Annotated in this window: 29 protein-coding genes; 5 read left to right on the top strand and 24 right to left on the bottom strand. The window is 48.0% G+C overall.

Going from position 1 to position 26,702, the window contains the following annotated elements; all coding sequences use genetic code 11:
• Positions 1-2 precede the first annotated feature (2 nt).
• The 4 genes from moaA to THEAE_RS0108285 all read right to left on the bottom strand — a co-directional run bounded on the left by moaA (position 3) and on the right by THEAE_RS0108285 (position 2,975).
• The gene (gene moaA / locus THEAE_RS0108305; RefSeq protein ID WP_028987145.1) at positions 3-1,019 is read right to left on the bottom strand and encodes a GTP 3',8-cyclase MoaA; all 1,017 of its coding nucleotides are present in this window, start codon (positions 1,017-1,019) and stop codon (positions 3-5) included.
• Between the two features lie 543 nt (positions 1,020-1,562).
• Positions 1,563-1,937 (bottom strand): hypothetical protein, encoded by a 375-nt coding sequence (locus THEAE_RS0108295; RefSeq protein WP_084213490.1) that lies wholly within the window; start codon positions 1,935-1,937, stop codon positions 1,563-1,565.
• A 60-nt stretch (positions 1,938-1,997) separates the two neighbouring features.
• Positions 1,998-2,591: an ABC transporter ATP-binding protein gene (locus THEAE_RS0108290; protein ID WP_245605542.1), complete on the bottom strand. Its 594-nt coding sequence runs from the start codon at positions 2,589-2,591 to the stop codon at positions 1,998-2,000.
• A gap of 150 nt (positions 2,592-2,741) precedes the next feature.
• On the bottom strand, positions 2,742-2,975 hold the full coding sequence (locus tag THEAE_RS0108285) for a hypothetical protein (RefSeq protein WP_211233493.1): 234 nt from the start codon (positions 2,973-2,975) through the stop codon (positions 2,742-2,744).
• Between the two features lie 804 nt (positions 2,976-3,779).
• On the opposite strand from THEAE_RS0108285, the gene THEAE_RS0108275 reads away from it, so the two are divergent.
• Complete coding sequence (locus THEAE_RS0108275) at positions 3,780-4,472, top strand: TerC family protein (RefSeq protein ID WP_028987141.1); 693 nt, start codon at positions 3,780-3,782, stop codon at positions 4,470-4,472.
• A gap of 85 nt (positions 4,473-4,557) precedes the next feature.
• Here THEAE_RS0108275 and THEAE_RS22560 read toward each other — a convergent pair whose 3' ends face one another.
• The 4 genes from THEAE_RS22560 to sigK form a co-directional block, all read right to left on the bottom strand.
• Positions 4,558-4,719 (bottom strand): FeoB-associated Cys-rich membrane protein, encoded by a 162-nt coding sequence (locus tag THEAE_RS22560; RefSeq protein WP_084213489.1) that lies wholly within the window; start codon positions 4,717-4,719, stop codon positions 4,558-4,560.
• Positions 4,720-4,866: 147 nt separating this feature from the next.
• On the bottom strand, positions 4,867-6,900 hold the full coding sequence (feoB, locus tag THEAE_RS0108265; RefSeq protein ID WP_028987140.1) for a ferrous iron transport protein B: 2,034 nt from the start codon (positions 6,898-6,900) through the stop codon (positions 4,867-4,869).
• Positions 6,897-7,076: a FeoA family protein gene (locus THEAE_RS22555; protein ID WP_245605541.1), complete on the bottom strand. Its 180-nt coding sequence runs from the start codon at positions 7,074-7,076 to the stop codon at positions 6,897-6,899. The genes feoB and THEAE_RS22555 overlap by 4 nt, the downstream gene beginning before the upstream one ends.
• A 270-nt stretch (positions 7,077-7,346) precedes the next feature.
• Positions 7,347-8,054, bottom strand: a complete 708-nt coding sequence (gene sigK, locus THEAE_RS0108255) for an RNA polymerase sporulation sigma factor SigK (RefSeq protein WP_005583004.1) — start codon at positions 8,052-8,054, stop codon at positions 7,347-7,349.
• 275 nt (positions 8,055-8,329) lie between these two features.
• On the opposite strand from sigK, the gene THEAE_RS0108250 reads away from it, so the two are divergent.
• From THEAE_RS0108250 to THEAE_RS0108240, 3 genes are all read left to right on the top strand, one after another.
• Positions 8,330-9,766, top strand: coding sequence for an MBL fold metallo-hydrolase (locus tag THEAE_RS0108250; RefSeq protein WP_028987138.1), 1,437 nt, complete (start codon positions 8,330-8,332; stop codon positions 9,764-9,766).
• A 147-nt stretch (positions 9,767-9,913) separates the two neighbouring features.
• The gene (locus THEAE_RS0108245) at positions 9,914-10,573 is read left to right on the top strand and encodes a peroxiredoxin (RefSeq protein ID WP_211233492.1); all 660 of its coding nucleotides are present in this window, start codon (positions 9,914-9,916) and stop codon (positions 10,571-10,573) included.
• A 22-nt stretch (positions 10,574-10,595) separates the two neighbouring features.
• A complete protein-coding gene (locus THEAE_RS0108240) occupies positions 10,596-10,826 on the top strand; it encodes a hypothetical protein (protein ID WP_028987136.1) in 231 nt (76 codons plus the stop codon).
• A gap of 100 nt (positions 10,827-10,926) precedes the next feature.
• Here THEAE_RS0108240 and THEAE_RS0108235 read toward each other — a convergent pair whose 3' ends face one another.
• From THEAE_RS0108235 to THEAE_RS0108215, 4 genes are all read right to left on the bottom strand, one after another.
• Positions 10,927-11,496, bottom strand: a complete 570-nt coding sequence (locus THEAE_RS0108235; RefSeq protein WP_028987135.1) for an NAD(P)/FAD-dependent oxidoreductase — start codon at positions 11,494-11,496, stop codon at positions 10,927-10,929.
• Between the two features lie 149 nt (positions 11,497-11,645).
• On the bottom strand, positions 11,646-13,034 hold the full coding sequence (locus THEAE_RS0108230; protein ID WP_342665755.1) for a TrkH family potassium uptake protein: 1,389 nt from the start codon (positions 13,032-13,034) through the stop codon (positions 11,646-11,648).
• Positions 13,035-13,117: 83 nt separating this feature from the next.
• Entirely contained in the window at positions 13,118-13,393 is a 276-nt protein-coding gene (locus tag THEAE_RS0108220; protein ID WP_005582997.1) for a hypothetical protein, read from the bottom strand.
• A 47-nt stretch (positions 13,394-13,440) separates the two neighbouring features.
• Entirely contained in the window at positions 13,441-14,688 is a 1,248-nt protein-coding gene (locus tag THEAE_RS0108215; RefSeq protein WP_425426426.1) for an MFS transporter, read from the bottom strand.
• Positions 14,689-14,854: 166 nt separating this feature from the next.
• On the opposite strand from THEAE_RS0108215, the gene THEAE_RS22550 reads away from it, so the two are divergent.
• The gene (locus tag THEAE_RS22550) at positions 14,855-15,004 is read left to right on the top strand and encodes a YfhD family protein (RefSeq protein ID WP_084213488.1); all 150 of its coding nucleotides are present in this window, start codon (positions 14,855-14,857) and stop codon (positions 15,002-15,004) included.
• Positions 15,005-15,026: 22 nt separating this feature from the next.
• On the opposite strand, the gene THEAE_RS0108205 is transcribed toward THEAE_RS22550, so the two are convergent.
• The 12 genes from THEAE_RS0108205 to alaS form a co-directional block, all read right to left on the bottom strand.
• Complete coding sequence (locus THEAE_RS0108205; RefSeq protein WP_005582991.1) at positions 15,027-15,452, bottom strand: Fur family transcriptional regulator; 426 nt, start codon at positions 15,450-15,452, stop codon at positions 15,027-15,029.
• Positions 15,453-15,511: 59 nt separating this feature from the next.
• Complete coding sequence (locus THEAE_RS0108200; RefSeq protein WP_028987132.1) at positions 15,512-16,345, bottom strand: metal ABC transporter permease; 834 nt, start codon at positions 16,343-16,345, stop codon at positions 15,512-15,514.
• A gap of 14 nt (positions 16,346-16,359) precedes the next feature.
• The gene (locus THEAE_RS0108195) at positions 16,360-17,112 is read right to left on the bottom strand and encodes a metal ABC transporter ATP-binding protein (protein WP_028987131.1); all 753 of its coding nucleotides are present in this window, start codon (positions 17,110-17,112) and stop codon (positions 16,360-16,362) included.
• Between the two features lie 2 nt (positions 17,113-17,114).
• On the bottom strand, positions 17,115-18,110 hold the full coding sequence (locus THEAE_RS0108190) for a metal ABC transporter substrate-binding protein (protein WP_052329862.1): 996 nt from the start codon (positions 18,108-18,110) through the stop codon (positions 17,115-17,117).
• A gap of 302 nt (positions 18,111-18,412) precedes the next feature.
• On the bottom strand, positions 18,413-19,681 hold the full coding sequence (locus tag THEAE_RS0108180) for a peptidase U32 family protein (RefSeq protein WP_028987129.1): 1,269 nt from the start codon (positions 19,679-19,681) through the stop codon (positions 18,413-18,415).
• A gap of 26 nt (positions 19,682-19,707) precedes the next feature.
• Positions 19,708-20,637, bottom strand: a complete 930-nt coding sequence (locus THEAE_RS0108175; RefSeq protein WP_005582987.1) for a peptidase U32 family protein — start codon at positions 20,635-20,637, stop codon at positions 19,708-19,710.
• A gap of 136 nt (positions 20,638-20,773) precedes the next feature.
• Positions 20,774-21,418, bottom strand: a complete 645-nt coding sequence (locus tag THEAE_RS0108170) for an O-methyltransferase (protein WP_005582985.1) — start codon at positions 21,416-21,418, stop codon at positions 20,774-20,776.
• A 2-nt stretch (positions 21,419-21,420) separates the two neighbouring features.
• A complete protein-coding gene (gene mltG / locus THEAE_RS0108165; protein WP_156920580.1) occupies positions 21,421-22,743 on the bottom strand; it encodes an endolytic transglycosylase MltG in 1,323 nt (440 codons plus the stop codon).
• A 126-nt stretch (positions 22,744-22,869) separates the two neighbouring features.
• On the bottom strand, positions 22,870-23,274 hold the full coding sequence (locus tag THEAE_RS23535; RefSeq protein ID WP_084213487.1) for a DUF1292 domain-containing protein: 405 nt from the start codon (positions 23,272-23,274) through the stop codon (positions 22,870-22,872).
• Positions 23,264-23,689: a Holliday junction resolvase RuvX gene (gene ruvX, locus THEAE_RS0108155; RefSeq protein ID WP_005582982.1), complete on the bottom strand. Its 426-nt coding sequence runs from the start codon at positions 23,687-23,689 to the stop codon at positions 23,264-23,266. The genes THEAE_RS23535 and ruvX overlap by 11 nt, the downstream gene beginning before the upstream one ends.
• A 27-nt stretch (positions 23,690-23,716) precedes the next feature.
• Complete coding sequence (locus THEAE_RS0108150) at positions 23,717-24,004, bottom strand: IreB family regulatory phosphoprotein (protein WP_005582981.1); 288 nt, start codon at positions 24,002-24,004, stop codon at positions 23,717-23,719.
• Positions 24,005-24,057: 53 nt separating this feature from the next.
• Entirely contained in the window at positions 24,058-26,679 is a 2,622-nt protein-coding gene (alaS, locus tag THEAE_RS0108145; protein WP_039944363.1) for an alanine--tRNA ligase, read from the bottom strand.
• Positions 26,680-26,702 lie beyond the last annotated feature (23 nt).

The following is a 26,702-nucleotide window of genomic DNA, read 5'->3' as shown; positions in this document are numbered from 1 at the left end:
CTTCACCCCCCAATGTAGGACATCTCGATTTTTCTCCTCTTTTTTAGCCCTTTTGTATTGAGGAGGCGAAGCTCCGAATAACGATCCTCCCTCACTCTCCAAACTTCCTGAATCACCTGCAAAATTTCCTCATCCGTTGCTCCTTCCCGGAGGAGAGGGCGAAGTTCTCGCCCTTCCGTAGCGAAAAGGCAGGTAAAGAGCTTTCCATCCGCGGATAGTCGGGCTCTCGTACAGGTGGAGCAAAAAGCTTGGGTCACCGAGGTAATAAAGCCAATCTCCGTATCGGTTCCCACATAACGATAACGCTTCGCCACTTCCCCAAAGTAGTGGGGATTAACCGGCTCCAAAGGCATCTCCTCGTTGATTCTCTCCAGGATAAAACGGCTGGGGAGAACATGGTCCAATTTCCATCCATTTGAATTTCCTACATCCATATATTCAATAAAACGGAGGGTATCCCCCCTCTCTTTGAAGAAACGGGCCATCGGAAGGATGTCCTGATCATTTACCCCTTTCTTAACAACCATGTTGATCTTTACCGACAACCCCGCTTCTTTCGCCGCATCGATCCCTTCTAAAACGGTACGGACAGGGATCCCTTGGCCGTTCATCCTCCCGAACACTTCATCATCCAGGCTGTCTAAACTAACGGTAATTCGTCTCAGACCGGCACGGTAGAGAGATTTGGCCTGTTTTTTTAGGAGAAAACCGTTCGTGGTAATGGCAATATCTTGGATCCCTTCAATCTTTCCGATCCTTTCCACCCATTGGTCCAAATGGGGACGCATCAGCGGTTCTCCTCCGGTGATGCGCACCTTCTCCACCCCTAACCGGACGAAAAGGCGGATCAAACGCTCCATCTCATCGAAGGTAAGAAGTTTCTCCTTTGGCAAAAAAGGATAATCGGGCCCAAATATCTCTTTGGGCATGCAGTATTCGCAACGAAAATTGCATTTATCCGTCACAGAGATCCGCAAATCGCGAAGAGGACGTTGATAACGATCTCTCAGCTTCTCCATGGAATGATCCCCAATTTCCTTACCTTCCACATGAATCCCCCACTTCTCTTCATGTTATCCCTATCCTCTCACAGTTAAAAGCGTTTCGCAAGGGGAGAGAATTCTTCATTTTTAATTTTTTTATTATTCCTATAAAGTTTCAAACGCACCCTTCGCCAGGTGAGACAGATCATGAAGCCGCCTCACAGACGAATCCTTCACCATCCCCTACGAAAAAGAAGAGGAAGAAAATTGCAACTTTTCCTTAATAAATGTGATTATGATGTGGGCTATATTTTTCTTTGTGAATCTAAAAGACAAGTCCAAAGAGGGATTATCGAAACAATAAAATTCTTATGAGGTCGGGTAAATTAATGTTGGGCCAAAACATATTTTTGAAAACGTGTCAATGCTTTACCCATTAATAATTAAAATTGCTACATTCCCCTTTCTTCCATAAAAAAGGGAAGACATTTTTTGGATATCATGGATTCAGGACTTGTTAGATTTTATTGCGCAAAAAAAGGCCCATTATTTTGGGACCTTTAAATATTTATTAGTAACCTAATGTCTGACAGGTTCCACAGGAACCCCAAAGCTCTCTTGGGCAAGAATTGCAGAAATGCCCTCCTGCTCGGCTTTCGTCTTATACAAGATCCTGATGAGCGCCCGGTCCGGATGACCTTCACATGGAGTTGCCACTTCCACTTTTACACCTGGCCCGGCGTTTTGAAGGCGGGCAACGAGGTCTTTGTGCGAGACGAATGCCTCGTCAACCGACCTTTTATCCGGAAGCTTTTCGCATGGTGGACGGGCAAAGTCCTGTTTTCCAGGGAACGGAATCACATCAATCAGCATGCCTGTCCCCGCAATCAAAAACAGAGCAGCCGCGGCAGCTACGAGCAAGATTGCCAAGATCCACTTCCCTTGTTTTTTCAAATAGATCCCCTTCTTTCTGTTTACACAGGATTACGGCGATCGCTCTGACGCGTGTCGGCATTACGTTCGCACGAGTGAGTACTGGGCATCAGAAGCACGAACCACCCCATCATCGTGAGTTGCCACCACCACGGCCCTTCCTTGCCGCGCGAGTGAGACGAGTAATTCGATGACCCGCTTACTATTCACGTCGTCGAGAGAGGCCGTTGGTTCATCGGCGAAAATGACTTGGGCATCCTTGTAGAGGGCTCGGGCAATTCCAAGACGACGCTTCTCCCCTCCGCTGAGCCGGGCTGCCGGTTCTCGTTCCCTCCCGCTTAATCCGGTTGCCGCGAGTGCGGCTTTCATCCGCTCTTGGTCACCCCTTACCCGGGATCCGAAAAGACTGGATGTCATGGTCACGTTGAAGGCAACGGACTCCTCTTCAATGACCCCGTAATCCTGGAGGATGAAGGCAGCATGGTTCTTCCAGAAGAGCCGGCGTTGCCGTGCCCCCCAGCCCGTCGTATCCTTCCCGTCTACCAGTACGCGCCCGCCGGTCGGCCGCAAAAGCAGCCCAAGCAAATGGAGCAGCGTTGTTTTGCCGGCGCCGCTGGGACCGATGAGCGCGGTCATCGTCCCGGGTGCGCATATCAAACTGGCTCCCTCGATCATCTTCCGGTCATCGATAACCATCGTGACTTACGATTAGAGCGACCAGCGACCCTGCCCGCAGCCAGGCGAAATAGGCGGCGACCTGCGCACGCAGAATGCCTTCTTCGGCCATGTACTTTACCAGGATTCTTCCCTGCAAGCCACGCTCCGCTAGTAGCCTCTGGGGCGCCTCCAGTCCGGTGAAGACGAGCTCCCTAGAAGAAGCGGCAGCCGAAATGCCTCCTCGTCCGACATGCCCGCATCACTAAAGTCAAGAGAGACCTTCGACTGAACCCCCAGTTGCACCGGGAAAAAACGGTCATGCAAATCGGTAATCACCACCGCCACCACAGCGAAAAGGACGAACAACAACACCGAAACCGCGATCACAATACTCTTATGCACGATCTTTTTCTCCCCATGGACTGAATGAAAAAAGGCGCACCCCATCCCATGAGGAGGGGAGCGAATGATCTCAATCAATTATCTCAATCTTAGATTAATAGAAATCAAAGATCTAAGCAACAGGCTTTGGACTGCTCTCATTTGTTGTTATAAAGTATTTATCTCAGATGTTATCTTGATGTCGATTCAAATGTACCACATTTTCGTATACCCGAAATCATACATTTTGTAGTATTTTTCTACTTCAATTTGTAGTATTTTTATACGAAATTACGAAGTAGTAGGATATGGGTTTTTGCTTCCAATCGATTTGCACATTTCTGTACTGCCCACAGGCCAGAAAAAATACATAGGGTTCATAACGCCTTCAATACCTTTTTATTGGCAACTACAATTTTATCATGGAAGGATTCATCTGTTTATTTTTACCACAGCGGGAGGCTGGGGTGGAATTTCGCTCCTCCGATCTTTTTATGCCCAAATGATACGCCCAAAAGTCCTCATGTTTTCATTTATTGTTGGGGGATAAATTATTTTCGCTTATCCTTCGGCCCTTGTCCCGCCAGGTTTTCCGAACATGGAAACCAGCTCAATTAAAAATATCTTGTAAGAAAAAAAATAGTATGATAGAATGTTTCCGTAAGGTAAAAGGGGAGTAGCTTTTACTGTAAAAGCCGTCAATTCAGGTTTTTCACCTCGGCTTTACAGGCAACGGATTTTGTTGTTAGCCAGACCTATACCACAAAAGTGGTGTAGGTCTTTTCTATTTTATCTTGATTTGAAATCGGACAGGAGGAGAAAAGCATGGATAGCTTATTCGAATTATTCACATCACTCATGGCCATCATCCTCATCGATCTTTTCTTGGCAGGCGACAATGCAATTGTGATCGGGATGGCTGCCAGAAACCTCCCCCATGAACATCAAAAAAAAGCGATTTTCTGGGGAACCTTAGGAGCGGTCGCCGTACGTGTCCTCCTTACCATTGGAGTCGTCTACCTGCTTCAAATCCCCTTCTTGCTCTTCGTCGGAGGTAGCCTCCTGGTTTGGATCGCCGTTCGGCTCCTCATTGAGGATAAGAAGGAGGAGATTAAAGCAAGCGATACCCTCTTTTCAGCCATTCGGACCATCATTTTCGCAGACGCTTTGATGGGGATGGATAACGTGCTTGCCGTGGCCGGCGCAGCTCATGGACATCCCATCCTTGTACTGATTGGGCTTCTCATCAGCATTCCCATCGTTGTCTGGGGCAGCACCTTAGTCATCCGGGCATTGGACCGCTTTCCCTTTCTCATCTATTTGGGCTCCGGTGTGCTTCTGTTTACAGCCGGAAAAATGATTACAGAAGAGCCATTTTTTCATTCCGTCTTCGACGACCCCCTTCTTAAATGGACAACAATTCTCCTTCTTATCGCGATCGGATTAATTACGGGAAGGATTCTCTCGAAAAAAAAGCTGAAAGACGTGGTTGCAGATGAAGGAAAGGCGGTTTCATAAAACCGCCTTTTTCGCAGTGGAGCGCTGTCGATTGAAGATGGATAAAGAAACGCGAGCAATACGGAAAACCAAGATGTCTACAACACTAGAGGCGTATTTTCTCCTTCGAAGGTAAAACGCATTGATCGCACGTTTTCTTAATGCTGCAAGCGGCACATTTCCCGTCTCTGCTCCGACTCAGATGGCGAAATAGAGTCCATCCTGCATATCCAAAGATCAAGCCTCCGATGATCAAATTGGCCCACATCTCACTCTCCCCTTTCAGATCTCACATTTTTTCTCAAAACGCACCCGACCAACAACCTTCGATCTCTAAACGACGACCTCTTACCCGAATCCTTTACTCGCTTCATTCAAAAAATCCTAGCCATGTCCCCTCACCGCTTCCAACATATTACATCATTCCAAGTATTCTTCCGCCTTGGTAAACCAAGAAAGAAAGAAGATACGCAACACCTAAGGAATATGAGACGGCGAGGACCGTCCACTTCACGGATCCGGACTCCCGTCGAATGGTGGCCACCGTGGCAAGACAAGGGATATAAAGAAGAATAAAGACCATAAAACTATATGCAGAAAGGGGAGTAAAGGCATGAGAAACGATTTGTTGAAGTGTTTCGCTCTCAGGGGCGTGGTAAAGAATGTTCATGGTGGAGACGACGATCTCCTTGGCAACGAAACCGGTTATGAGAGCGGATCCTGCTTGCCAAGTGCCGAACCCTAACGGAGCAAGAAGGGGAACAAACCATCCGCCGATGGAGGCCAAGAAGCTTTGATCCATCGGCACGCCGATCCCTTTTGGACCGACGTAGGATAGAAGCCAAATCAAAACGGTTCCACCAAAAATGACGGTTCCTGCTTTACGAATAAAACCTTTCCCTTTCTCCCATGTACTGCGCCATAAGGTGATTCCGTGGGGGAGGCGATAAGGAGGCAACTCCACTACAAAGACGGAAGCCTCTTCTTTTAAAATGGTGGAGGAAAAAAGCCATGCCATGATCATAGCCACTGCGATTCCCAACAAGTAAAGGGACAAGACAACGAGCGCTTGATACCGTTGAAAAAAGGCTCCTACAAACAAGCTATAAACAGATAACCGGGCAGAGCAGGACATGAGGGGAGTGAGAAGAATCGTCAGCAATCGCTCCTTAGGCTGCTCAATCGTCCGGGCGGCCATGACTCCGGGAACATTACAACCAAAACCGATGATCATGGGAATAAAGGCCTTCCCATTTAAGCCGATTTTCTCCATGATTCCATCCATGACGAGGGCCACCCGTGCCATATACCCGGAATCTTCGATAAGCGAAATGAAGAAAAAAAGGAGAAAGATTTGGGGAACGAAAACGAGAACCCCGCCTACCCCAGCCAATATCCCGTCCAAAACAACCGATTGGATAAAAGGCGAGGCTCCCGCCTCTGTGAGTAAATAGGAAAGCCCATCCCGTAAAGGGCCGCTGAAAAAGGCGTCGAGAAGATCGGAGAGTGGGCTGCCCAACCAATCAAAGGTGAGCTGAAACATCAGGAACATGACCAAAAGAAATATCGGCATGCCCCAGAACGGATGGGTCACCCAACGGTCAATCCGCTCCGTTAACGTGATCTCCTTCCCTTTCTCGTGGATCACCACATCGGATAATAACTGATCGATCCGCTCCTGCCGGATGTGATGAAGGTAATCAGAAAGCTCCTCCCGACCTTTTAACCCAAGACGTTCCGCCAGTTCCATCATAACCTGTGAAAGCCGTTCCGGCGGAATCGACTTCTCTAACTCGTTCTTAACCACTTGATTTCCTTCTAGATAACGAAGAATTAAAAAACGCTTGAGAACGGGAGACTTCTCCTCAAGGAGAATACCCATCCTGTCGATGCACTTCTCCACCTCTGCCCCATAGAAAACAGGTAAAATCGGGGAATTGGATTGCACCCCCTTTTTCTCCGGTTCAGAATTTCTCTTCCACCCTCTAAGCAAGTCCAAAAGATCCGCCCGACCGTTTCCGGTACGAGCAACGATGGGGATGACGGGAATCCCTAATCGCTCGGAGAGAGACTCTACATCAATCTTCAGACCTCTTTTTTGGGCCACATCAACCATATTTAACGCGAGGATAATCGGCTTTCCAAACTCTAATAGCTGTAAAGTGAGATGTAGATTGCGGGAAAGCTGGGAAGCATCCACAATATTTAAGATTCCGGTAAAAGATTCTTCGAGGAGGTAGGTGGAGGCAACTTCCTCATCCTTCGATAGAGGATTTAAAGAATAGATACCGGGAAGATCAACAAGTTCACCAAGATCTTCCCTTAACATCCCCACCTTCTTCTCTACCGTAACACCGCTCCAATTGCCGATATATTCATAAGAACCTGTAAGAAGATTAAATAGGGAGGTCTTACCCGTGTTCGGATTACCATAAAGGGCAATTTTCATAAACGTTCTACCTCGACCTGCCGGGCATCCTGTTTGCGAATGCCTACCGACTGTCCATTCGTCTCAAGAATGACGGGTCCTCCAAAGGGTAGGCAATGAGAGAGAGTTACCACGGCCCCCTCGTAAAAACCCATATCCTTCAGCCGCCTGCGGACAGACGCATGAAGACGTCTCATATTTCGAACCCTAGACTTTCCCCCAACCGTCAACTCTGTTAAACACATGACGATCACCCGATCTAAATGAGAATCATTTTCATTTGACTTGATTTCATTATAGCAAGGTTTCTTCCCTGCTGTAAACCGGGTTTTGGGAGATAGATGTGAAAGTTATATGAGTAAAAAGAGTAAATAAAAAGAAGGAATAAACCTAAACTCCCAATATGATTTATCCCTCTCAAACATGCAACTTTTCGGATCCGATCGTTAGGAGCGGAAAGTAAAGTTTCATTTCGATCTTCGATTTTCTTTGTAAAACTCGTTATAAAGCTTCATCAACGCTCTTTTTTCAATCCGAGATACATACGAACGGGAAATCCCCAATTCCTTCGCAATTTCCCGCTGCGTTTTTTCCCTCTCATCGTTAAGCCCAAATCGGCTGATGATCACCTCTTTTTCCCGATCCTCCAATACATGAAGATATTGATAGATCTTGCTCTTTTGAATCTGAAACTGTACCCGGTCAACCACTTCATCCGATTCGGTTCCCAGGATATCGATGAGGGTGATTTCATTCCCCTCTTTATCCATCCCGATGGGATCATGGAGGGAGACATCTTTCTTGCTCTTCTTAAGCGAGCGAAGATGCATCAGAATTTCATTCTCCACACATCGAGCGGCATAAGTTGCCAGTTTTGTCCCCTTGTCCGGATGGTAACTTTCGATCGCTTTAATGAGACCGATCGTCCCGATGGAGATGAGATCTTCGCTATCCTCACCGGTATTGTCAAATTTTTTCACAATATGAGCCACCAAACGCAAGTTATGCTCAATCAAGCGATTGCGCGCTTCCATATCCCCCTTCTCCAGCAAACGTAAGGCTTTTTCCTCCTCTTCCTCCGATAGGGGCTGGGGAAACGCATTATTCTTTACATAGGAGACAAAGAGAAAGATCTCTTTGACGAGCAGAGAAAGAAGACTAAAAAAACCAAGCACAGACTTCACCTCCAGGCTGGATGGACCAATCCACGAAAAGCCCTAGTTCATCCTATTCGCTTCTGGGCTTATCTGTGCCAGTCCAAAAAACCACCCCACACAACTCGATCCGTTCTCGATCCGTTGAAAATCGTTTTTCCGCTCTTCATATATTCTTTTTAATTTACTATTTATTTTTATAATTATTGATATCAGGGGATTGACGATACCTCCATTTTCATATACCATATGGGGTATAGTGTTTCCATCATTTTTATGAGGAGGATGGTACAATCATGCTGCTGCGCTATTTCTATGATCCAAAATTGGCCCAGGCTTCCTACCTGGTTGGGTGCCAAGCCAGCGGTGAGGCCATTGTGATTGACCCCATGCGGAACATCGAACCTTATTTAAAGGCGGCCAATGAAGAAGGGGTAAAGATCGTCGCAGCAACGGAAACTCACATCCATGCCGACTTTATCTCCGGTGCAAGGGAGCTGGCTGACCGGGCTGGTGCAACCCTCTATCTCTCCGACGAAGGAGATGAGGATTGGAAATACCGGTATCTCCATACCGTACCCCATCGTCTGGTGAAAGAGGGAGACATTTTTAAAGTGGGCAATCTGCAATTCACCGTGATGCATACGCCAGGGCATACTCCGGAGCACATTTCCTTTCTCCTCACAGATCTTCCCGCTTCGGATGAACCGATCGGCATCTTTACCGGAGATTTTGTCTTTGTGGGAGATATTGGCCGCCCTGACCTCCTGGAGGCGGCAGCCGGCATCTCAGGCACCGCTTTACCTTTAGCCCATCGAATGTTCACCTCGGTTCAGCGGTTTAAAGAATTGCCTGATTATTTACAGGTATGGCCTGCACACGGTGCGGGCAGCGCTTGCGGAAAGGCGTTGGGGGCTGTCCCTTCCTCCACGGTGGGGTATGAGAAAAAGACCAATTGGGCCATGCTCATTGAGGATGAGGAAGAATTTGTAAATACCCTCCTCTCCGGGCAGCCGGAAGCGCCCGTCTACTTTAAACATATGAAACGGCTTAATAAAGAAGGGCCTGCCTTATTGCGGGATCTTAAGAACATGGAAATCATGCAACCCACTCCGGATCGGTTAAATCTTCTCCTCTCATCGAGTGTCCAAATCATCGATACTCGCCCTTCCCATGAATATGAAAACGGTCACTTGGCCGGAACGATAAACATTCCTTTTAACCGCTCTTTTACCAACTGGGCAGGCTGGATGATTGATTATGACCGCCCCGTTTATTTGATCGCGAATCGAAATGAGATTCAGGAAGTGACACATGCCCTTCATTCGATCGGGATCGATGAGATCCGGGGGTACATGGATCTCAGCTACTTGAACTCATTCCAGGATCCGCGCATCCCCCTAGAATACGTTGAAAGTGTAGAGCCTGAAGAAGTGGTGGAAGAGGTGAGAAGAGGCGAGATCTACGTCCTTGATGTCCGAAATGAGAGTGAATGGAACGAAGGACACCTGGAAGGGGCCAAACATATCATGCTGGGACGTCTTAAGGAACGTCTCCGGGAGATCCCTACCGATAAGCCCATCCTCGTCCATTGCCAGCTTGGGGGCCGTTCCGCCATTGCCGTGAGCTTCCTCAAAGCAAACGGATTTAGACAGGTGATGAACTTGGCAGGAGGGTTAACCCGCTGGCTGGAAGAAGGGTTCTCCTTAAAATCAGAGGAGCTGTCGGCATAAAAACTGGAAGTACCCTCAACTTTTTGAATCAGAATTTAACATTTTAAAGAGTTTTAACAAAGTTGTGAATCCATTGACAGGGTTCGGAGAAGCGATATAATGGGAAATGTAAGTAGATTAAAATGATTCTTATCTAGGAGGTTGACAATGAGCGAACAAATCCAACAAACCGTTCCTTCATTACCCCGCATTGGTTCCCCCGCTCCTCCCTTTGAAGCGGTGACCACCCATGGAACCATCCGTCTTGAGGATTATAAGGGCTCTTGGCTGGTTCTCTTTTCCCATCCTGCCGACTTCACCCCTGTCTGCACCACGGAATTTATGGCCTTCCAAAGCATCTATTCCCGGCTTAAGGAGATGAATACGGAATTACTGGGATTAAGCGTCGACAGTCTTTTCTCCCACATCGCCTGGGTTCGGAATATTGAGCAAAACGGCGGGGTGAAGATTGAATTTCCCATCATTGCCGACTTAAATAAAGACGTCGCTTATAAATATGGGATGATCATGCCGGAAGAGAGCAAAACAGAAACGGTGCGGGCCGTCTTCATCATTGACGACAAACAAATCATTCGCGCCATTATTTACTATCCCATGTCGGCAGGCCGTAATATGGAAGAGATCCTTCGCCTGGTTCAGGCACTTCAGACCGCAGATGAACATAAGGTCGCCACTCCGGCCAACTGGAAACCCGGCGATAAGGTGATCGTTCCGGCTCCTCAGACCAAGGAAGCAGCGGATGAACGAGTCAAAGACGATTCCTACGAATGCTTCGATTGGTATCTCTGCAAAAAATCCTTACCTTAACCGAAGAGAAAGGAGGGAGACAATGGCTTGTACCAAAGATGGCACCCCCTCCCCCTACATGCTGGAGCTTCTCCGTACCCTATCCACATCCGCCAACGGATTGACCGAAGAGGAGATGATTCGTCGAGTCTCTCTTCCTGCCTATCGGATCCGAAGCGTCTTGAGGGAACTCGTTCAGCAGGGTTACCTTCATAAGGGCGACGAAGGATATCATATGACGGAGACGGGAAAAGAGATGCTTCATTCATCATGAGAAAGATCTTAAAATGGAGTAAACGAAAAGATGAAAGAACCTCTCCCGTTTTTAAGGAGAGGTTTTTTCATGATAATATGCCGTTCTATCATCTTCCAAGCTACTTATCATGCCACATAAATTTTTTCCCGGTCAACTTGGAAATAAGATCAACCGCAACCTTCACCCCTTGACCTGCCGCAATCACCGATTGGCTCGGTACGCCTGCATTAAGTCCGGCAATAAAAAGATTTTCGTAAGAAGTTTTTCCATCAAAAGAGACCCCGACCACCTCTTTTACTTTACCGCTTGGAACATAAGGGTTAACTTGAATCGTAAACCCCAATTGCTCCAAGAGGTCAAGGTGAAGATTGGTCGCCAGGATAAGAGCCTTTGCCCGATATTCTCCTCCCTGCTCGGTCTTAACCGCATATCCTCCCTCTATGGGATTAATCTCGGTCGCCTTCTCCTCTTTCCATTCGGCGCCAAAGGAGATCGCCTGTTCTTGAATGGTTCTTTTTAACTCCTCCCCGGTGATTTCTCTAATCCCCGGGTAATTTCGAATCCGTTGCGTTTGAAGCAATTGCGAACTCTCCGTATCCAAAACAAGGGTGGAAAGTTTCGCATAAGCGGTATAGATCGCGGCTGAGCCTCCGGCCACTCCTCCACCGATGATAAGCACATCTCGCATCGTTTTTTCCCTCCTCGTTCTGTTCTATACATCACACGATTCCATCTTATACCTACCACCCTATCTTTTCAACCTCAATTCCCTTCGAATTCCCCTCTATTCCTCCATTTATACGGTTCATCTCATTCGGCCATATAACCCAACACCCCTTAACCAATCATCACTTTTCCTTCATTATATCGGAAATGTTCTTCCCGCCTTCGTAAAATTAACGCGAGGGCGAAGGTAAGGGGACCGACCCGGCCGGCAAACATGGTAAACGAGAGAATCAGCTTGCCGAAGACGGTCAAGTGAGGAGTAAGACCCATACTTAAGCCTACGGTGCCAAAGGCAGAGGTGGATTCAAAGAGAATCGTTAAAAAGTCCGCTCGCTCCGTCATAGATAATAAGATGGAAGTGGAAAAAACAAGGAGAAAAGAGATCAGAGTAACGGATAAAGCCCGGAAGATTAATCGCTCCGGAAGTCGCTGCTTAAAGAAAACAACATCCCGCTTTCCCTGGATCATGGACCAAACCGCCCCAACCAGTACCATAAATGTGGTGGTCTTTACCCCACCTCCGGTCGACCCCGGGGAGGCTCCAATAAACATGAGCAAAATAAGGATAAGCAATGTGGCTTGCCGCATGTCTCCAATCGGAAGGGTATTCATTCCTTGCGTACGAGCCACCGTGGATTGAAAAATAGGGGCCAATACCTTTCCGGCCCAATCGAGGGAACCCAGGGTTTTCGGATTGGTATACTCAAAAAGGAAGATGAAGACGGCTCCGGCGATGAGCAGGGTCATCGAAGTCATCAGTACGACTTTCGTATGTAAGCTAAGCCTCTTGCGAAAGCGAAAATGAAAAAGTTCGCTTAACACAAAAAAGCCTAAACCTCCAAGGATGACCAGGGAGATCACAACCAGATTGATATAGGGATCGCTAACATACGGTGTAAGACTTTGAAAATTGCCTAAAATATCAAAGCCTGCATTATTAAAGCTGGAAATGGAGTGAAAGATTCCGAAAAAAAGGGCCTTCTTCCATCCCATGGAGGGCAACCAATACAAGGCTAAAAGGAGCGCTCCGATCCCCTCAAGGACAAAGGTGTAAAGAAGAACCCTTTGCACTAATTTAACAATTCCTTCCAAGGTGGCATGATTAAAAGATTCCTGGATGATCACCCTCTCCCTAAATGTGATCTTTCTTCCCAAGATAAGGGAAAATAGGGTGGCCATCGTCATAAACCCCAATCCCCCGATTTGGATGAGAAGCATAATCACAATCTTTCCGAACAGGGAAAAGGTGGTTCCCGTATCCACTACCACAAGTCCGGTTACACAAACAGCTGAAGTGGCGGTAAAAAGGGCGTCCACATAGGGCAATCCTTTCCCGGAAGCGGTAGAGATGGGAAGGGAGAGCAAAATGGACCCCAACAAAATGAGGAGGCCGAATCCTAAGACAAAGAGCCTTGCAGGATTCCGAAAGGTAGAGGCAGCCAATTTTTGAAGGAAACTGGTAGAATACATGCTTTCATTCTTTCCTCTCCACATCATCATTCTTGTACACCACAATGTTTCCATCATACCATGTTTTCATCAAAAAGATAAGGACCTCTCTTTCCAACCACAACGGTAAAAGATCAGTGTATTTCTTTGATCTCCATTTTTTCTCCCCCAATGGAAACATAGGAATAGATCTCCCTCTCCTCTTCTTTGGCCAACCCTTGAAGGTAAGCATTTACCATCGACTTAAAGGATTCCCGCACCCCTTCATTTTCCAAATGACCGTAAAGGTATATTTTATTCTTCTCCGCCTGAAGAATAGACAGATATCCGACGGGTTGATTTTTCTCATCCACCACATTTAAGATCTGCGAATCCTGAGAGAGAAATTCCGGAGTAAAAAAAATTTCCATATCCTTTCTCCTTTCCACTCGCTATCGACGTTTTACTCCTCATCCGACTATGAGGCCGGTTCCCACTTCTTAAAGAGACTACCGGGTTTTCCCTCTCCTTCCCTCTTCCCAGGACGAATCAGCCACATGGAGAGAAGAAGCGTAAGAAGGGATAAACCGCTAATCGACCCAAAAAGCACCAGATGGGATATCCCCATCAGCCAACCGAATACGGGAGGTCCAAAGGCAACGCCAAGAAAACGGACGCTTCCATATAAAGAGGTGATCATCCCCCGCTCACTTTTCTCCACCGCACCGGTGATCAAAGTGTTCAAACAGGGAAGTAAGAGGCCGATCCCGATGGAGGCAGATGTCAAAAGGGCGATCATGACGGAAAGGGTTTGAAAGAAAATGACAGCCCCTGTGGAGAGGGTAAGAAGAAAGAGCCCAATGTACAAGATTTTACGGATCAAGGTTTTATTCTGTTTAATTTTCCCCCCTGTAATGTAGGAAGTTGTAACCATCCCCATCAGCGGAACGGCCAGGATACTCCCCTTGATCAATCCGTCGATCTGAAAACGATCTTCCAGCACATCGGAAAGATAAAAGAGAACCCCGAAAAGGATAAAAAGACCTGTAGCCCCTACCAGAAAGGCGGGGATGAGCCATCTCCCTTCTGAGATGAAAATCCTCTTCAGGGCATCCAAATACTGGGGAAGCGGCTTTGCCTTCCTCTTTTTTTTCTCTTTAATCACGAGCCAAAAGAAGAGGGCGCTTAGAAAAGTGAGGATTGGAAAGGCAAAAAAAACCGCAAACCAAGTGATCATCGCTAAGAGTGAGCCGAAGATGGGGGAGAGAATCTTTCCCATTCCGTTTGAGGATTCGATAATACCCAACACTTTGCTTTCCTGCCCTCCCCTAAACTGATCCCCAACAAGGGCCATCGCGATGGGAGCCGTCCCCGCAGCCCCGATGCCTTGAATAATTCGTCCTCCCAAGATGAGCCAATAAGCATCCTTTAACTGCCATGCGGCAATCCCCGATACAAGCCCCCCGAAACCATACAGGATAAGAGAGGGGACAATAATCCGCTTACGCCCAAACCGGTCCGAAAGATATCCCACCAACGGGATGATTAAGCCCGCCGCCAGAGAAAAGACGGTTATGATTAAACTGACCTGGAATTGGGACAGGTGAAGCTTCCCTTTCATGGTGGGAAGGATGGGAACGAGCATCGAATTTCCCAAAACCATGATAAAGGGGATGAGCGCGATGGCGAAGATGGCAGCCGCCCCAGGTTTTTTGGTCATGTGCATCCCTCTCATCGAAACACCTGATTATTTTTAACGTAATCCTTCTATAGTGTGTGATAAGGATGAAGAAATATGCCATAGGAAGTTCCCTGTAAGGCGTTTGAACCCGGGGAACAAAGGGAAAAATAGATTCGTACCCGGAGTGTTCGTAAAAAGAGGAGGAAAAAGAATGAAAAAGAACACGAAAGAAAAAATGCCCCTCGGAACGAGGGAGGACGTGGAGTTTTCTTACGAGGAAGCAGATGCGGAGGACCTGGAAGCCGCAGAAAGGGCGAAAAAAGCGGATGAACGGCAAGAACGGGGGAATCACGAGGATTGATGCTCGCCGATGCCACCGAGCGTTAAAACTCCCTTTTTTCCCGGCAATCATGGCAATACCCATAAACCTCAAATTTATGGCCCGTAATGAGGAAGTCGTCCGGTTCTCCCCACATGGCGTCTAGAGGACAGGCCTTGATCTCTTTCGTTTTCCCGCAAGCGAGACAAATGAAATGATGATGATGCGTGGGAGTCGCACAGTGAAAACGAAATCTCTTCTCTCCTTTTAATTCTGTGGCCATGGCGATACCCATCTCTTCGAAGAGGGATAAATTCCGATAAATGGTGTCAAAGCTTAGATCAGGAAATTCATCTTTCATGAACTCCAATACCTCTTTCGCCGACATAAACCGTTTCTCACGATTTAGGATGGTAAGCATCTTTTCCCTTTTATCGGTATATTTATACCCTCGATCTTTTAAGATTTCCAGAGCCTGGTATACGTCCATTTCCATCTTCCTTTCCATTCACCATTTCTTTTTGGGATATGAAGTTGAACTATGCTGTGCTATACCGGGCGAAATCCTCTTCTCCCCAGCAGTACCAATAAAATAACCACGGCCACCAGCACAATGGTTCCCCCGGAGGCCAGATTAAACCAATAGGAGAGCATCATGCCCAAAAGAACCGAGATCTCCCCAAATAAAATGGAGACAAAAAGGGTCTGCTTAAAGCTGCTTGTAATCCGCATCGCCGCCGCGACAGGCAGGGTAATGAGTGCGGAGACGAGGAGAATGCCTACCACCTGCATGGAGATGCTGATCACCAAACCCACCAAGAGGCTAAAAAAAAGATTGATCCATCCGCCCGGAACGCCGGCCAGTTTCGCCCCTTCCTCATCAAAGGAGAGGAGGAGCAGTTCTTTATAAAAGAGCCAAACGGCGATGATGACGACGAGGCTAACGATAAAGATCCGCAAAAGATCCCCTTCCGTTACTGCTAGTATATTCCCAAATAACAATCCGAACAAGTCGACATTAAACCCATGGGCAAGGCTGATAAGCACCACGGCTAAACCGATTCCTGCGGATAAAATGATGGGAATCGCCAACTCCTGATAAGAACGATAAGCCTTTCGCAATCTTTCGATGAGAAGAGCTCCGATCACTGCAAAGAGAAGCCCGAAATAAAGGGGGGAAATTTCCCCTAAAGCGGGCAGAAGCTGCCCGAGCAAAAGCCCGGCAGCCACACCGGCCAGGGTAATGTGGGATAAAGCATCGGCGATGAGGGAAAGTCGCCTGACGACGATAAAGACTCCGATAAGGGGAGCCACCCATCCGACCATAAGCCCGGCCAATAGGCCGTATTGTAAAAAAGAGTAGGTAAAAAAATCTTGAAGCATATCTTCTCTCTCCCTTAATGATGATGTTGAAGGACCCTCATGTCATTCCCGTAAGCGGAAAGAAGAACCTCTTCTTTTCGCTCTTTAAAGCCTTCCGCCGGTCCATGATAAAAAAGCTCATGATTGATGCAGGCCACCGTATCCATCTGTTCAGATACCACCCCTAAGTCATGGGATACGAGGAGGAGGGAAATCCCCCTTTCCTGATTGAGCCGTTTTAGGAGAGAATAGAAAACTTCTTCCGAATGGGCATCCACCCCTACGGTCGGCTCATCGAGAATGAGAACCTCCGGATCCTGCACAAGAGCCTTGGCGATAAATACTCGCTGTTGCTGCCCTCCGGAGAGGCGGCCGATATTTCTCTTGAGGTACGGTTCCATCCCTACGGTGGCTAAAGCTTCACGTACCTTCTCACGATCCGCTTTTCCCGGCCGCTTAAAGAGCCCGATCCTGCCGACCCTGCCCAGACCAACGACCTCCTCCACGGTAGCGGGGAAGCCGGTATTAAAGCTGTTCGCCTTTTGTGAGACATATCCAATGCGCTCCCAATGACGAAACCGGCTTAGTTCGGTCCCATACCAGAGAACTTTCCCCCTTTGCAGGGGAAGAAAGCCTAAGATAACTTTCAAAAGGGTCGACTTCCCTGATCCATTCGGTCCCACGAGCCCTAACATCTCCCCTTTTTTTAGGGAGAGGGAGACTCCCTTTAAAACTTCATTTTCATCGTATCGGTAAAATAGATCTTTTATTTCTAAAATAGGATCCATTTTCATCCTCCTTCCACTTCCGTCATTTTCTTTAGTGTGGTCAGGTTTTCCCTCATCAAGTCAAGATAGCCTGCTCCTTTCTCCATTTGGTCAGAGGTAACATTATCGATGGTGTAGAGGGTAACCGCCTGAAGCCCTGCCTCCCGCCGAATTGTTTCAGCCACCCGATTGTCCACGAAGGACTCAAAGCCGATATAGCGCAAGCCATACTTCTTAGCCGTCTCTACAAGGCGAATCATGTCGGCTTGGCCAGGCGTCTCTTCCGGGGTAATGCCGGAGACGGGAATCTGGGTCAGCCCATAGCGATGGGCAAGATAGCCGAAAGCCGCATGGGAGACCATAAACTCCTTCTTCTTGGCATTGTTTAATCCGGTTTGGTAATCCCGATCCAGTTCATCCAATTTCCGGATATAATTTTCATAGTTCCTGGTATATTCCCCCTCATGGACGGGATCCAACTCTTTCAAGGCTTCATAGATTTTCTTTACGATCAACTTCGTGTTATCCATGTCAAACCAAAGGTGCGGGTCCACCGTTCCGTTGGCCGGATCCGTATGGGAATCTCCCCCTCCTTCAGAATGGGCCGCATCTCCCAAGACCGATCCCTTTGAAAGCAGGAAAGCGCCATCACTGGCGTTGATCACCTTCGTTTTCTTCCGATCCAGGTTAGAAACCGCCTTATCGATCCAAGCTTCAAATCCAGCCCCGTTGTAAATAAATAGATCAGCCTCCTGCAGGGCCACTATATCCCTGGGCTTCGGCTCAAAATCATGGGGTTCTACCCCTGGTGGAAGGAGGTTTTTCACCGTTACATAGTCTCCCCCGAGTTCTTTGGAGAAATCGTAAAAAGGAAAGAGGGTGGTATAGATCATAATCTTTCCGGTTTTATTCGATGATTCTCCCCCTCCATCCGAGCAGGCAGCCAAAAGAGAAGAGGAGAAAAAAAGAATCGCAAGGAATAAATAAACCTGTTTGTATCGTATAAATCTTTGTTTCATCGGTTGACCTCCCTCTCATTTTTAAAAGAAGATAAATCGGAATCATTTCGGTTTATATCGCGCAGCATTAGTTTATCAGAATGATTACGATTTGTAAAGAAAAAAAAAGAATCTCGAAGGAGATTCTGTTCCATGGAAGTTTAGATTTATCATAATGAGATTTATCAAAAAAAGGAGAAGCTTTCACCCAAAGGTTCATGGCGATGGGTACTATTCACCATCAGGGTTGATGAACTGCGCATGGCTCTCTTGGTTCGATGAACGAGAGCATCTTGCGGAGGGCGCCGGATGAAAAGAGGACTTCACGATGATTTTTCCTTTCTTATCATATCGTATGGAGCCACCGGCTCTTTTACCCTTATGCGCACTTTCTCCAAGGGATGTCTTGCGGCATCCACCGATTCGCCTGCTTCATTGATGATCTCTTCCACCTTTTGGGAGAAATTTTGCCTTTTTGGGCCAAAAAACTCAATCTCATCCCCTACGGCGAAGTGGTTCCGCTGCTCGACGAGCGCCATCCCCGTCTTCTCGTCATACGCCAGTACAAGCCCGACGAAATCAAAGGAGACCATCTTGGGAGAGGGTCCGAAAATCTGGTCCTCATGGGAGGGATCTCTGCTGAAAAAGGCGGTTGTAATGGGACGATTGGCCGCCTTTAATAATTCCTTTTTCCATTCTTCTTTAAAAATAAAATGTTCCGGATCCGCTATATAGGCGTCGATCACTTGGCGGTACACACCGACCACGGTGGCCACATAATGAATCGTCTTCATTCTTCCTTCAATTTTAAGGCTCTCAACCCCTGCTTCAATCAGTTGAGGAATCTGCTCGATTAAAGCCAGATCTTTCGACCCCATCGTAAAGGCTTCACCATCTTCCCGAAAGACCGGAACCTCCTCCCCCTCATCTCCCTCGGTTAACAGGTTATACCGCCAACGGCAAGATTGGGCACATCCGCCTCGGTTGGCGTCGCGGCTGGTCATGTAATTGGATAAGACGCAACGTCCCGAGTAGGACATGCACATGGCGCCATGGATAAAGACTTCGATCTCCGCATCGGTATGGACTTTAATCTCCCGGATCTCCTCCATGCTAAGTTCCCTGGCAAGTACAACGCGGGAGACTCCTTCTTCCCGCCAAAACTGGATCGCCCGCCAATTGGTGGTGGAAGCCTGGGTGCTGAGATGGATTTCCAGACCAGGAGCCACCTCCTTACAAGTTTCGATGATGGCCGGGTCGGCAATAATGACCGCATCCACCTTAAGCTCTTTTAAAGTGCGCAGGTATTCCTCCAAACCGATAAAATCCTCGTTGTGGGCAATAATATTGGCGGCCACATACACTTTCACCCCATGCTCATGGGCGAAGCGAACCCCCTCCGCCATATCTTCGATGGAGAAGTTGCCCGCCTTTGAACGAAGGCCAAATTGCTGTCCGCCGATGTACACCGCATCCGCCCCGTAGAGTACGGCAAATTTTAATTTCTCCAGATTTCCGGCAGGGGCCAGCAACTCCGGCCGACGTAATTTTTTCCGGTTTGGTTTATATAAGGTTTGATCCAGTACCTTCATAAACCTCTCTCCTTTCGTTAACCCGCTTAATAAATTTGTTCCCGGAAATAAAAACCGGTCCCCAGCGGGCGGTTTTTCGGCTGAATCGCTTCGATTCTTCTCATCCAGTCCGGATCATACTCCAGGGCGGGGTCGCTCAACAAGCGGTCTACCGCCTCTCGATAGATGCGAAGAATTTGCTCATTATAAGCGAGGGGTTTAAAGAGGCTTTCAAAGCGGAAGGCATCAATTCCCGCCGAAAGAAAAGGACGCAAATGATCGATCATGCATAGATCTTCTGAGCTCATGATGTGGGTACCCTGTTCATCCTCAAAGAGTGGATACCTCTCCTCATCGCGTTGATCCTGCTTAAGAAAAAGATGCTCCAAATGGGACGGTACATCCTCCCCCTTTTCCTTTTGAAAAGCGAGATAATTTCGGACCAATTTTCTCTTCGAGTGAAAAATGCAGGTCATCCCATGCACCTGTGCCTCTACTTCCATCGGCACGTTTTCCTTAATGAGAAGGACATCCTCTTGAGAGATCTCCCTGGCCAGGATGGCCCGCTTTACACCTTTTTTGGCCCAGAAGGATGCCGTTTTATAATTCGTTGAAGTGGTCTCGGTATTCCATTGAAGGGGAATCGAGGGACTCACCTCCATCACCGCCAAATACACGGCCGGATCGCCGAAAAGAATGCCGTCGATGCCGATCCGCGATAATTCCTTCACATGGGATTCCAACTCGGAGATGGCCCCCGGGTGAAGAAGGGCGTTCATGGCCACATAAATTTTTTTGGAGGAGCGGTGAGCGCGTTCCGCTGCCTCTCCAACCTCTCGGAGGCTCATGGAACCGGGCAGACGGAGGGCGTAACGGGACTCCCCGACGATGATGGCATCCGCCCCTGCCGATAGAAGGGGGGAAATTTCGTCCAGGTTGCCCACGGGGATAACAAATTCAGGCCGATTACCATTCATGGGATTCTCTATACGCTTCCTTTCTCGATTGCCACTCGCTTACTTTTTATCTCATTTTAGGATTATACACGATTCTCAGAAGGGAGTCTAAATCTATCTCCTCCAAAAGTTTTTTCCCAATTCTCTTAAGGCGTCCTCAAGATCTCTTAATGCTAATGGCGATCCCATCTCCGATGGGAAGGAAATGAGTGAGAAGAGCCGGGTGTTGAAAGATAAAATGATTATACCGGTCAATTTTCTCACCGATCCAGGCATTGCGGGGATCTTCTTTATGGTTGGGAAAAGCAAGTCCGTGAAAGAAGATATTATCGGTTACGATGACTCCTCCATCTTCCAGATGGGGAAGATACCCATTCACATAGGTTTCATATTCATCTTTTCCTGCATCGATGAAGAGAAAGTCAAAACGTTTCTCCCTGTAAGGATGAGGAAGCCCTTTGGAAGCGTTATGGTGAAGGAGGGTGACGCGGTGGGCTACCCCGGCCTCCTCAAGATTCTTTTGGGCACGTTCGATCATCTTTTCATCTTGATCGATGCTGATGATTTCGCCTTGGGGAGCGGAACGGGCAAGCCAGAGGGTGGAATACCCGATCGCCGTCCCGATTTCCAAAATAGAACGGGCGTTTTTCATCATGACCAATTGGCTGATCAATTGGATGGTATCCGGCAAAACGATAGGAATTTTTTCTATTTTTGCCTCTTCTTCCATCCTTAAAAGGAGAGGATCCCTCTCCCAGCGAAAGGGTTTTAAATAAGCCGCCGCCTCTTCATGGATAAACACCCTTACCAGCTCCCTTCACTCTTGGCGTGATTCTTTTTATGTTCCTCAAACGTTTTACTGAAGAAATGGCCTTGAGAACCGTCATTCTTTGCCACAAAGAAGAAATAATCATGCTTGGCGGGATAAACGGTCGCCTCCAGCGATTTCTTTCCAGGATTGCTGATCGGACCTGGAGGTAGCCCCACATGGAGATAGGTATTATATGGATCTTCAATTTCCAGATCTTTATAGGTGATGCGATCCTTCTGTTTTCCCAGGATAAACTGAACGGTTGCACAAGATTGCAGCTTCCATCGTTCTTCCAAACGATTATAGAATACACCGGCGATTAGGGGCCGTTCCTCATCGAGAACCGCTTCCCGCTCCACGATGGAGGCCAGAATCACCCCTTGGTCTATGTTCAACCCCTTTTTAGCCAGTTCCTGTTTCCATTCTTCGGTAAATACTTTTTGAAACTGACCCAGCATTCGATCAATGATCTCATGCTCCGTAGCGCCTTTGTTAAAGGTGTAGGTCTCCGGGAAAAGATACCCTTCCAAACGGTACTTGCGCTGTTTCAGATTCTCCGGCGGAATTTCTTTCAGGAACGGATAGGAGAAACTTCCTTCATTCACTTCCTTTAAGAAACGTTCCTTGTTTACCACCCCTTCACTGCTCAGCAGGTCTGCAATCTGAGGAACCGTCAATCCTTCAGGTATGGTGACGGTAAAGGTTTCCCGGTACACCTCCCCCTTAACCATCTTATCCAGGATCTCATCCACCGTCATCCCCGGGGTGAAGCGATATTCCCCAGCCTTTAAAGAGCCGCCAACTCCCTTATAACGGATATAATAGCGGAAAAGGGCAGCGTTTCGGATCAAGCCTTTGGAATAAAGAATTTGACTGATCTCTCCTGAAGAGGCCCCCTTGGGAATCGTGACCGCGATGGGGCTTGTCCCCTTTGCCGCAGGTGGAGAGAGATTATAGTGGATATAAAGGTACCCTCCCCCCAAGAGAAGGGCAATCAGGAGGAAGATCGATAAAACCGTAATCAGAACAAGTTTCCACGCCGGTGTGTACCCGCTTTCTTTCTCCTCATTGTCCCCGGTCTCAATGATATTCCTGCTGTCTCCTTGATCTCCCGTATCCTGCGAATCGCTTGCATTTTTGCCATCCTCAGGTTTTACCCCTTCCTCTTCCAGGTCCTGATTGAATGCTTCTACGTTTCCCATTCCTTCTAAATCCTGTGGTATCGTTCTCCGTTCGTCCACTCCTTTTTCCTCCGGTGCGAACCTGGAAGCCTTTCTTTCCGATCCCACTCTTCGATCCGTTTTCCTCTCATCCAAGGGTTCTTTCCCCTTTCTTTCACTCAAATAAACTGGATATAAGAATGATTATAAAAAAAAATCCAATAAGAAGAAAGGGCGAAGCCCTTTCATGGTTTCGCCCCATTTGATAACTCCGTGGTTTCCTTAATCTTCCTCATTATCCTCTGCCATTAACGTATTAAAAGCTTCCTCTACCAGATCCCATTCTTCGTCGGTTTCCAACGGATAAAGAGTGATGCCTCCCTCTTCATCTTCGTCGAAGCGGAAAGCCAATACCTCCTGTTCCTCTTCATCCGTTTCCTCCGCCGGGATAATCAGCATATATTTTTTGCCCGAATCCTCTACTTCAAATTGGTAAAGCACTTCATAACGTACTTCATTTCCCTCTTCATCGGGGATGTAGATGAATTCTCCTTCTTCATCTTCATGATAATGGAGATGATCATGGTCGTGATGATGATCGTGATGATCGTGATGGTGGTGATCATGGTGGTCGTGATGATGGTGGTCATCATGGTGCTCGTGGTTGAGATCCTTCTTATCGGTCATTCTTCAGTCCTCCTTGGGAATCTAAGTAATTTTGTAATATGAGGGTGGCTGCCAGCTTATCAACCACCTGCTTTCTCCTTTTTCGGCTTACATCGGCGGAGATCAAAGCCCGTTCTGCAGCGACGGTGGTTAGGCGTTCGTCCCAAAAGAGGATAGGCAGGGATAGAAATTCCCCGATCCTTTTGCCAAACCGAAGGGTCTCCTCCCCCCGTTCACCAATGGTCCCATTCATATTCTTTGGTAAGCCGACCACAATCCGCTCCACCTGGTACATTTCCGCCAACTCCTTGATGCGGGAAAACCCCTTCTCTCCCTGGTTGGGGATGACCTCCACCCCTTGGGCTGTGAAGCCTAATTCATCACTGATGGCTACTCCGATTCGCTTTTCACCTACATCCAGTCCCATAATTCTCACGAATAGATTTCTCCTTTTTACACCCTTTCATTCAGGAGAGCCTTGCTTTGGGTCGATCTTACCGGCTTTAAGATAGAAGCGGACCAACTCCTCAATGATCTCGTCCCGTTCCACTTTACGAATCAAGTTCCGGGCATTATTATGACGGGGAATATAGGCCGGTTCCCCCGAGATTAAATACCCGACCAATTGGTTGATGGGGTGATACCCTTTTTCCTCCAGGGCCTGATAAACAAAGGTAAGAAGCTGTCTAATGGAAACAGACATCTCCTCATTTTTTACGGTAAATTTCTGGGTATGTTCTATATTATCCATTGGTTACCCCCCTCTGTGGAAAAATACCCCATCATCCACTCCATCATACCCGTTTATGATAGAATTGTAAAGACCGACTTCAAGGCTTCTTCCAATTTAGCTGGTTCCTTTCCGCCGGCCTGCGCCATATCCGGCCGTCCGCCGCCGCTTCCGCCCACTCTGCCGGCCACTTCTTTAATGATCTTCCCGGCATGGTAGCCCTCTTTTACCCGGTCCGGCGAAACCCAAGCCACCAGATTTACCTTTTCCCCTTCTACTCCTCCTAGGACTAAAATCCCTTGAGGCAACTTCGCTTTTAATTCATCGGCCATGTTTCTCAAGGCGTTCATCTCACCCCATTCCACCCTCGCGGCCAGAACCGGGATCCCCTTCACCTCTTTCACCTTTTTCAATAGTCTTTCCGCCTCCCCGTGGGCCAACTTCCCTTTCAGGGATTCATTCTCCCGCTGCACCTGCTTCAACCGGTCTTTAATATCCTCCACTTTCTCAGGAATCTCTTTCAGATGGGGGGCTTTCACCAACTCCCCGATTTTTCTCAAGGCGGAAACAAATTGATTCAGATAAAGGTAAGCTTCTTTCCCCGTTACCGCTTCAATACGGCGCACTCCTGCCCCGATCCCGGATTCGCTCACAATCTTAAAGAGACCGATCTCCGCCGAGTTTCTCACGTGACATCCTCCGCACAGCTCCAGGCTATAATCTCCTACCTGAACGACGCGGACAATCTCACCGTATTTTTCACCAAAAAGGGCCATGGCTCCCATCTTCTTCGCCTCTTCCAAAGGCTTAAAGCGGATCGTTACAGGAAGGCTCCTCCATATCTGTTCATTCACTTTTTCTTCAATTCTTTCTAACTCTTCCGGGGTGATCGCCTTATAGTGGGTGAAGTCGAAACGCAACCGTTCGGGAGTGACCAGAGAACCGGCCTGGTTTGCGTGGGGACCAAGGACATCCTTTAGCGCCTGATGAAGGAGATGGGTCGCCGTATGATTCTTTACGGTTCCCTTTCGGGCTTCTCCATCCACCTCCGCCACCACCTCCGCTCCTCGAAGAAGGACGCCTTCTTTCACAAAAACCGTATGAAGATGCTGACCGTTCGGCGCTTTTTGGACGTTTTTTACTTCCAAGAGAAGACCCTCTCCTCGAATTACACCCAAGTCGGCAACCTGGCCACCGCTTTCCGCATAGAAGGGCGTCGTATCCAGAATTACGGAACATTCCTCCCCTGTTCCCACCTGATCTGCCAAAGAACCCTCATGAATGATGGCGGAAACCCTGGCAGAAGCAGTTAATTCGTCGTAGCCGACGAAGCGGCTTTCCACCTTTAACTCTTTCAGGAGGGGATTCTGCACCTGCATGCTCTCCACTTCTTCCCGGGCGGCTCTGGCCCGTTCCCGTTGTTCCTCCATGGCCGCTTCAAAGCCTTTTTCATCTACCTTAAGACCCTTCTCCGCAGCATAATCCCGGGTCAAGTCAAAGGGGAAACCATACGTATCATAGAGCTTAAAAGCCTCCTCTCCGCTGATCTCCGAGCGCCCCTTCTCCTTCGCCTGTTGGACCAACTCTTCCAACAAGGCAAGCCCTTCCGTCAGCGTCTCCAAGAAGCGCTCCTCCTCCGCGCGAATCACTTTCTGGATAAAGGGAGCATTCTCCAACACTTCCGGATAATAATCCTCCATGATCTCGCCGACCACAGGGACCAGTTCATACAGGAACGGTCGCATGATCCCTAATTTCCTTCCATAGCGGACAGCCCTTCTTAAAAGTCGGCGAAGCACATAGCCCCTTCCTTCATTGGAAGGCAGCGCCCCGTCTCCAATAGCAAAAGAGACGGCTCGGATGTGATCGGCGATCACTTTAAAGGAGATATCTTTCTCAGGGTCCACGCCGTATTTCTCCCCGCTGATCTCTTCCGTCTTGTGGATGATGGGGAGGAAAAGGTCGGTGTCGAAATTGGTCTTCCCGTTCTGGAGAATGGAGGCCATCCGTTCCAATCCCATCCCGGTATCGATGTTTTTGCTGGGGAGGGGTGTATAACTGCCGTCCGGATTATGATTAAACTGGGAAAAGACCAGATTCCACACTTCCAAATACCGCTCATTCTCGCCGCCGGGGTAAAGTTCAGGGTCATTGGGGTCATCCCCGAACTCCGGTCCCCGGTCATAAAAAATCTCACTGTTTGGGCCGGAGGGCCCTTCCCCGATGTCCCAAAAATTCTCCTTCAGACGAATGATCCGTTCATCGGGAAGGCCGATGATGTCGTGCCAAATATGGTAGGCCTCATCATCCTCCGTATGAATCGTTACGCTTAAGCGATCCGGATCAAACCCGATCCACTTCGGATCGGTCAGAAACTCCCATGCCCATTCAATCGCCTCTTTTTTAAAATAATCCCCTACCGAAAAATTGCCCAACATCTCAAACAAGGTATGATGCCTGGCTGTCTTACCCACGTTTTCAATGTCGTTGGTCCGAATCGATTTCTGCGCATTTGTGATGCGAGGATTTTCGGGAACCAGGCGGCCGTCAAAATATTTTTTTAGTGTAGCTACCCCGGAATTTATCCAGAGAAGGCTGGGATCATCGACGGGAATGAGGGATGCACTCGGCTGGATTTTATGCCCCTTTCCCTCAAAAAAGGTGAGAAACTTCCTACGGATTTCGCTTGCTTTCATGATCAATAAACCTCCTCCAAAGA

Source organism: Thermicanus aegyptius DSM 12793 (assembly GCF_000510645.1).
GTDB classification, from domain to species: domain Bacteria; phylum Bacillota; class Bacilli; order Thermicanales; family Thermicanaceae; genus Thermicanus; species Thermicanus aegyptius.
The sequence above is the reverse complement of the archived record's forward strand: the minus strand, read 5'-3'. Positions and strand labels throughout refer to the sequence as shown.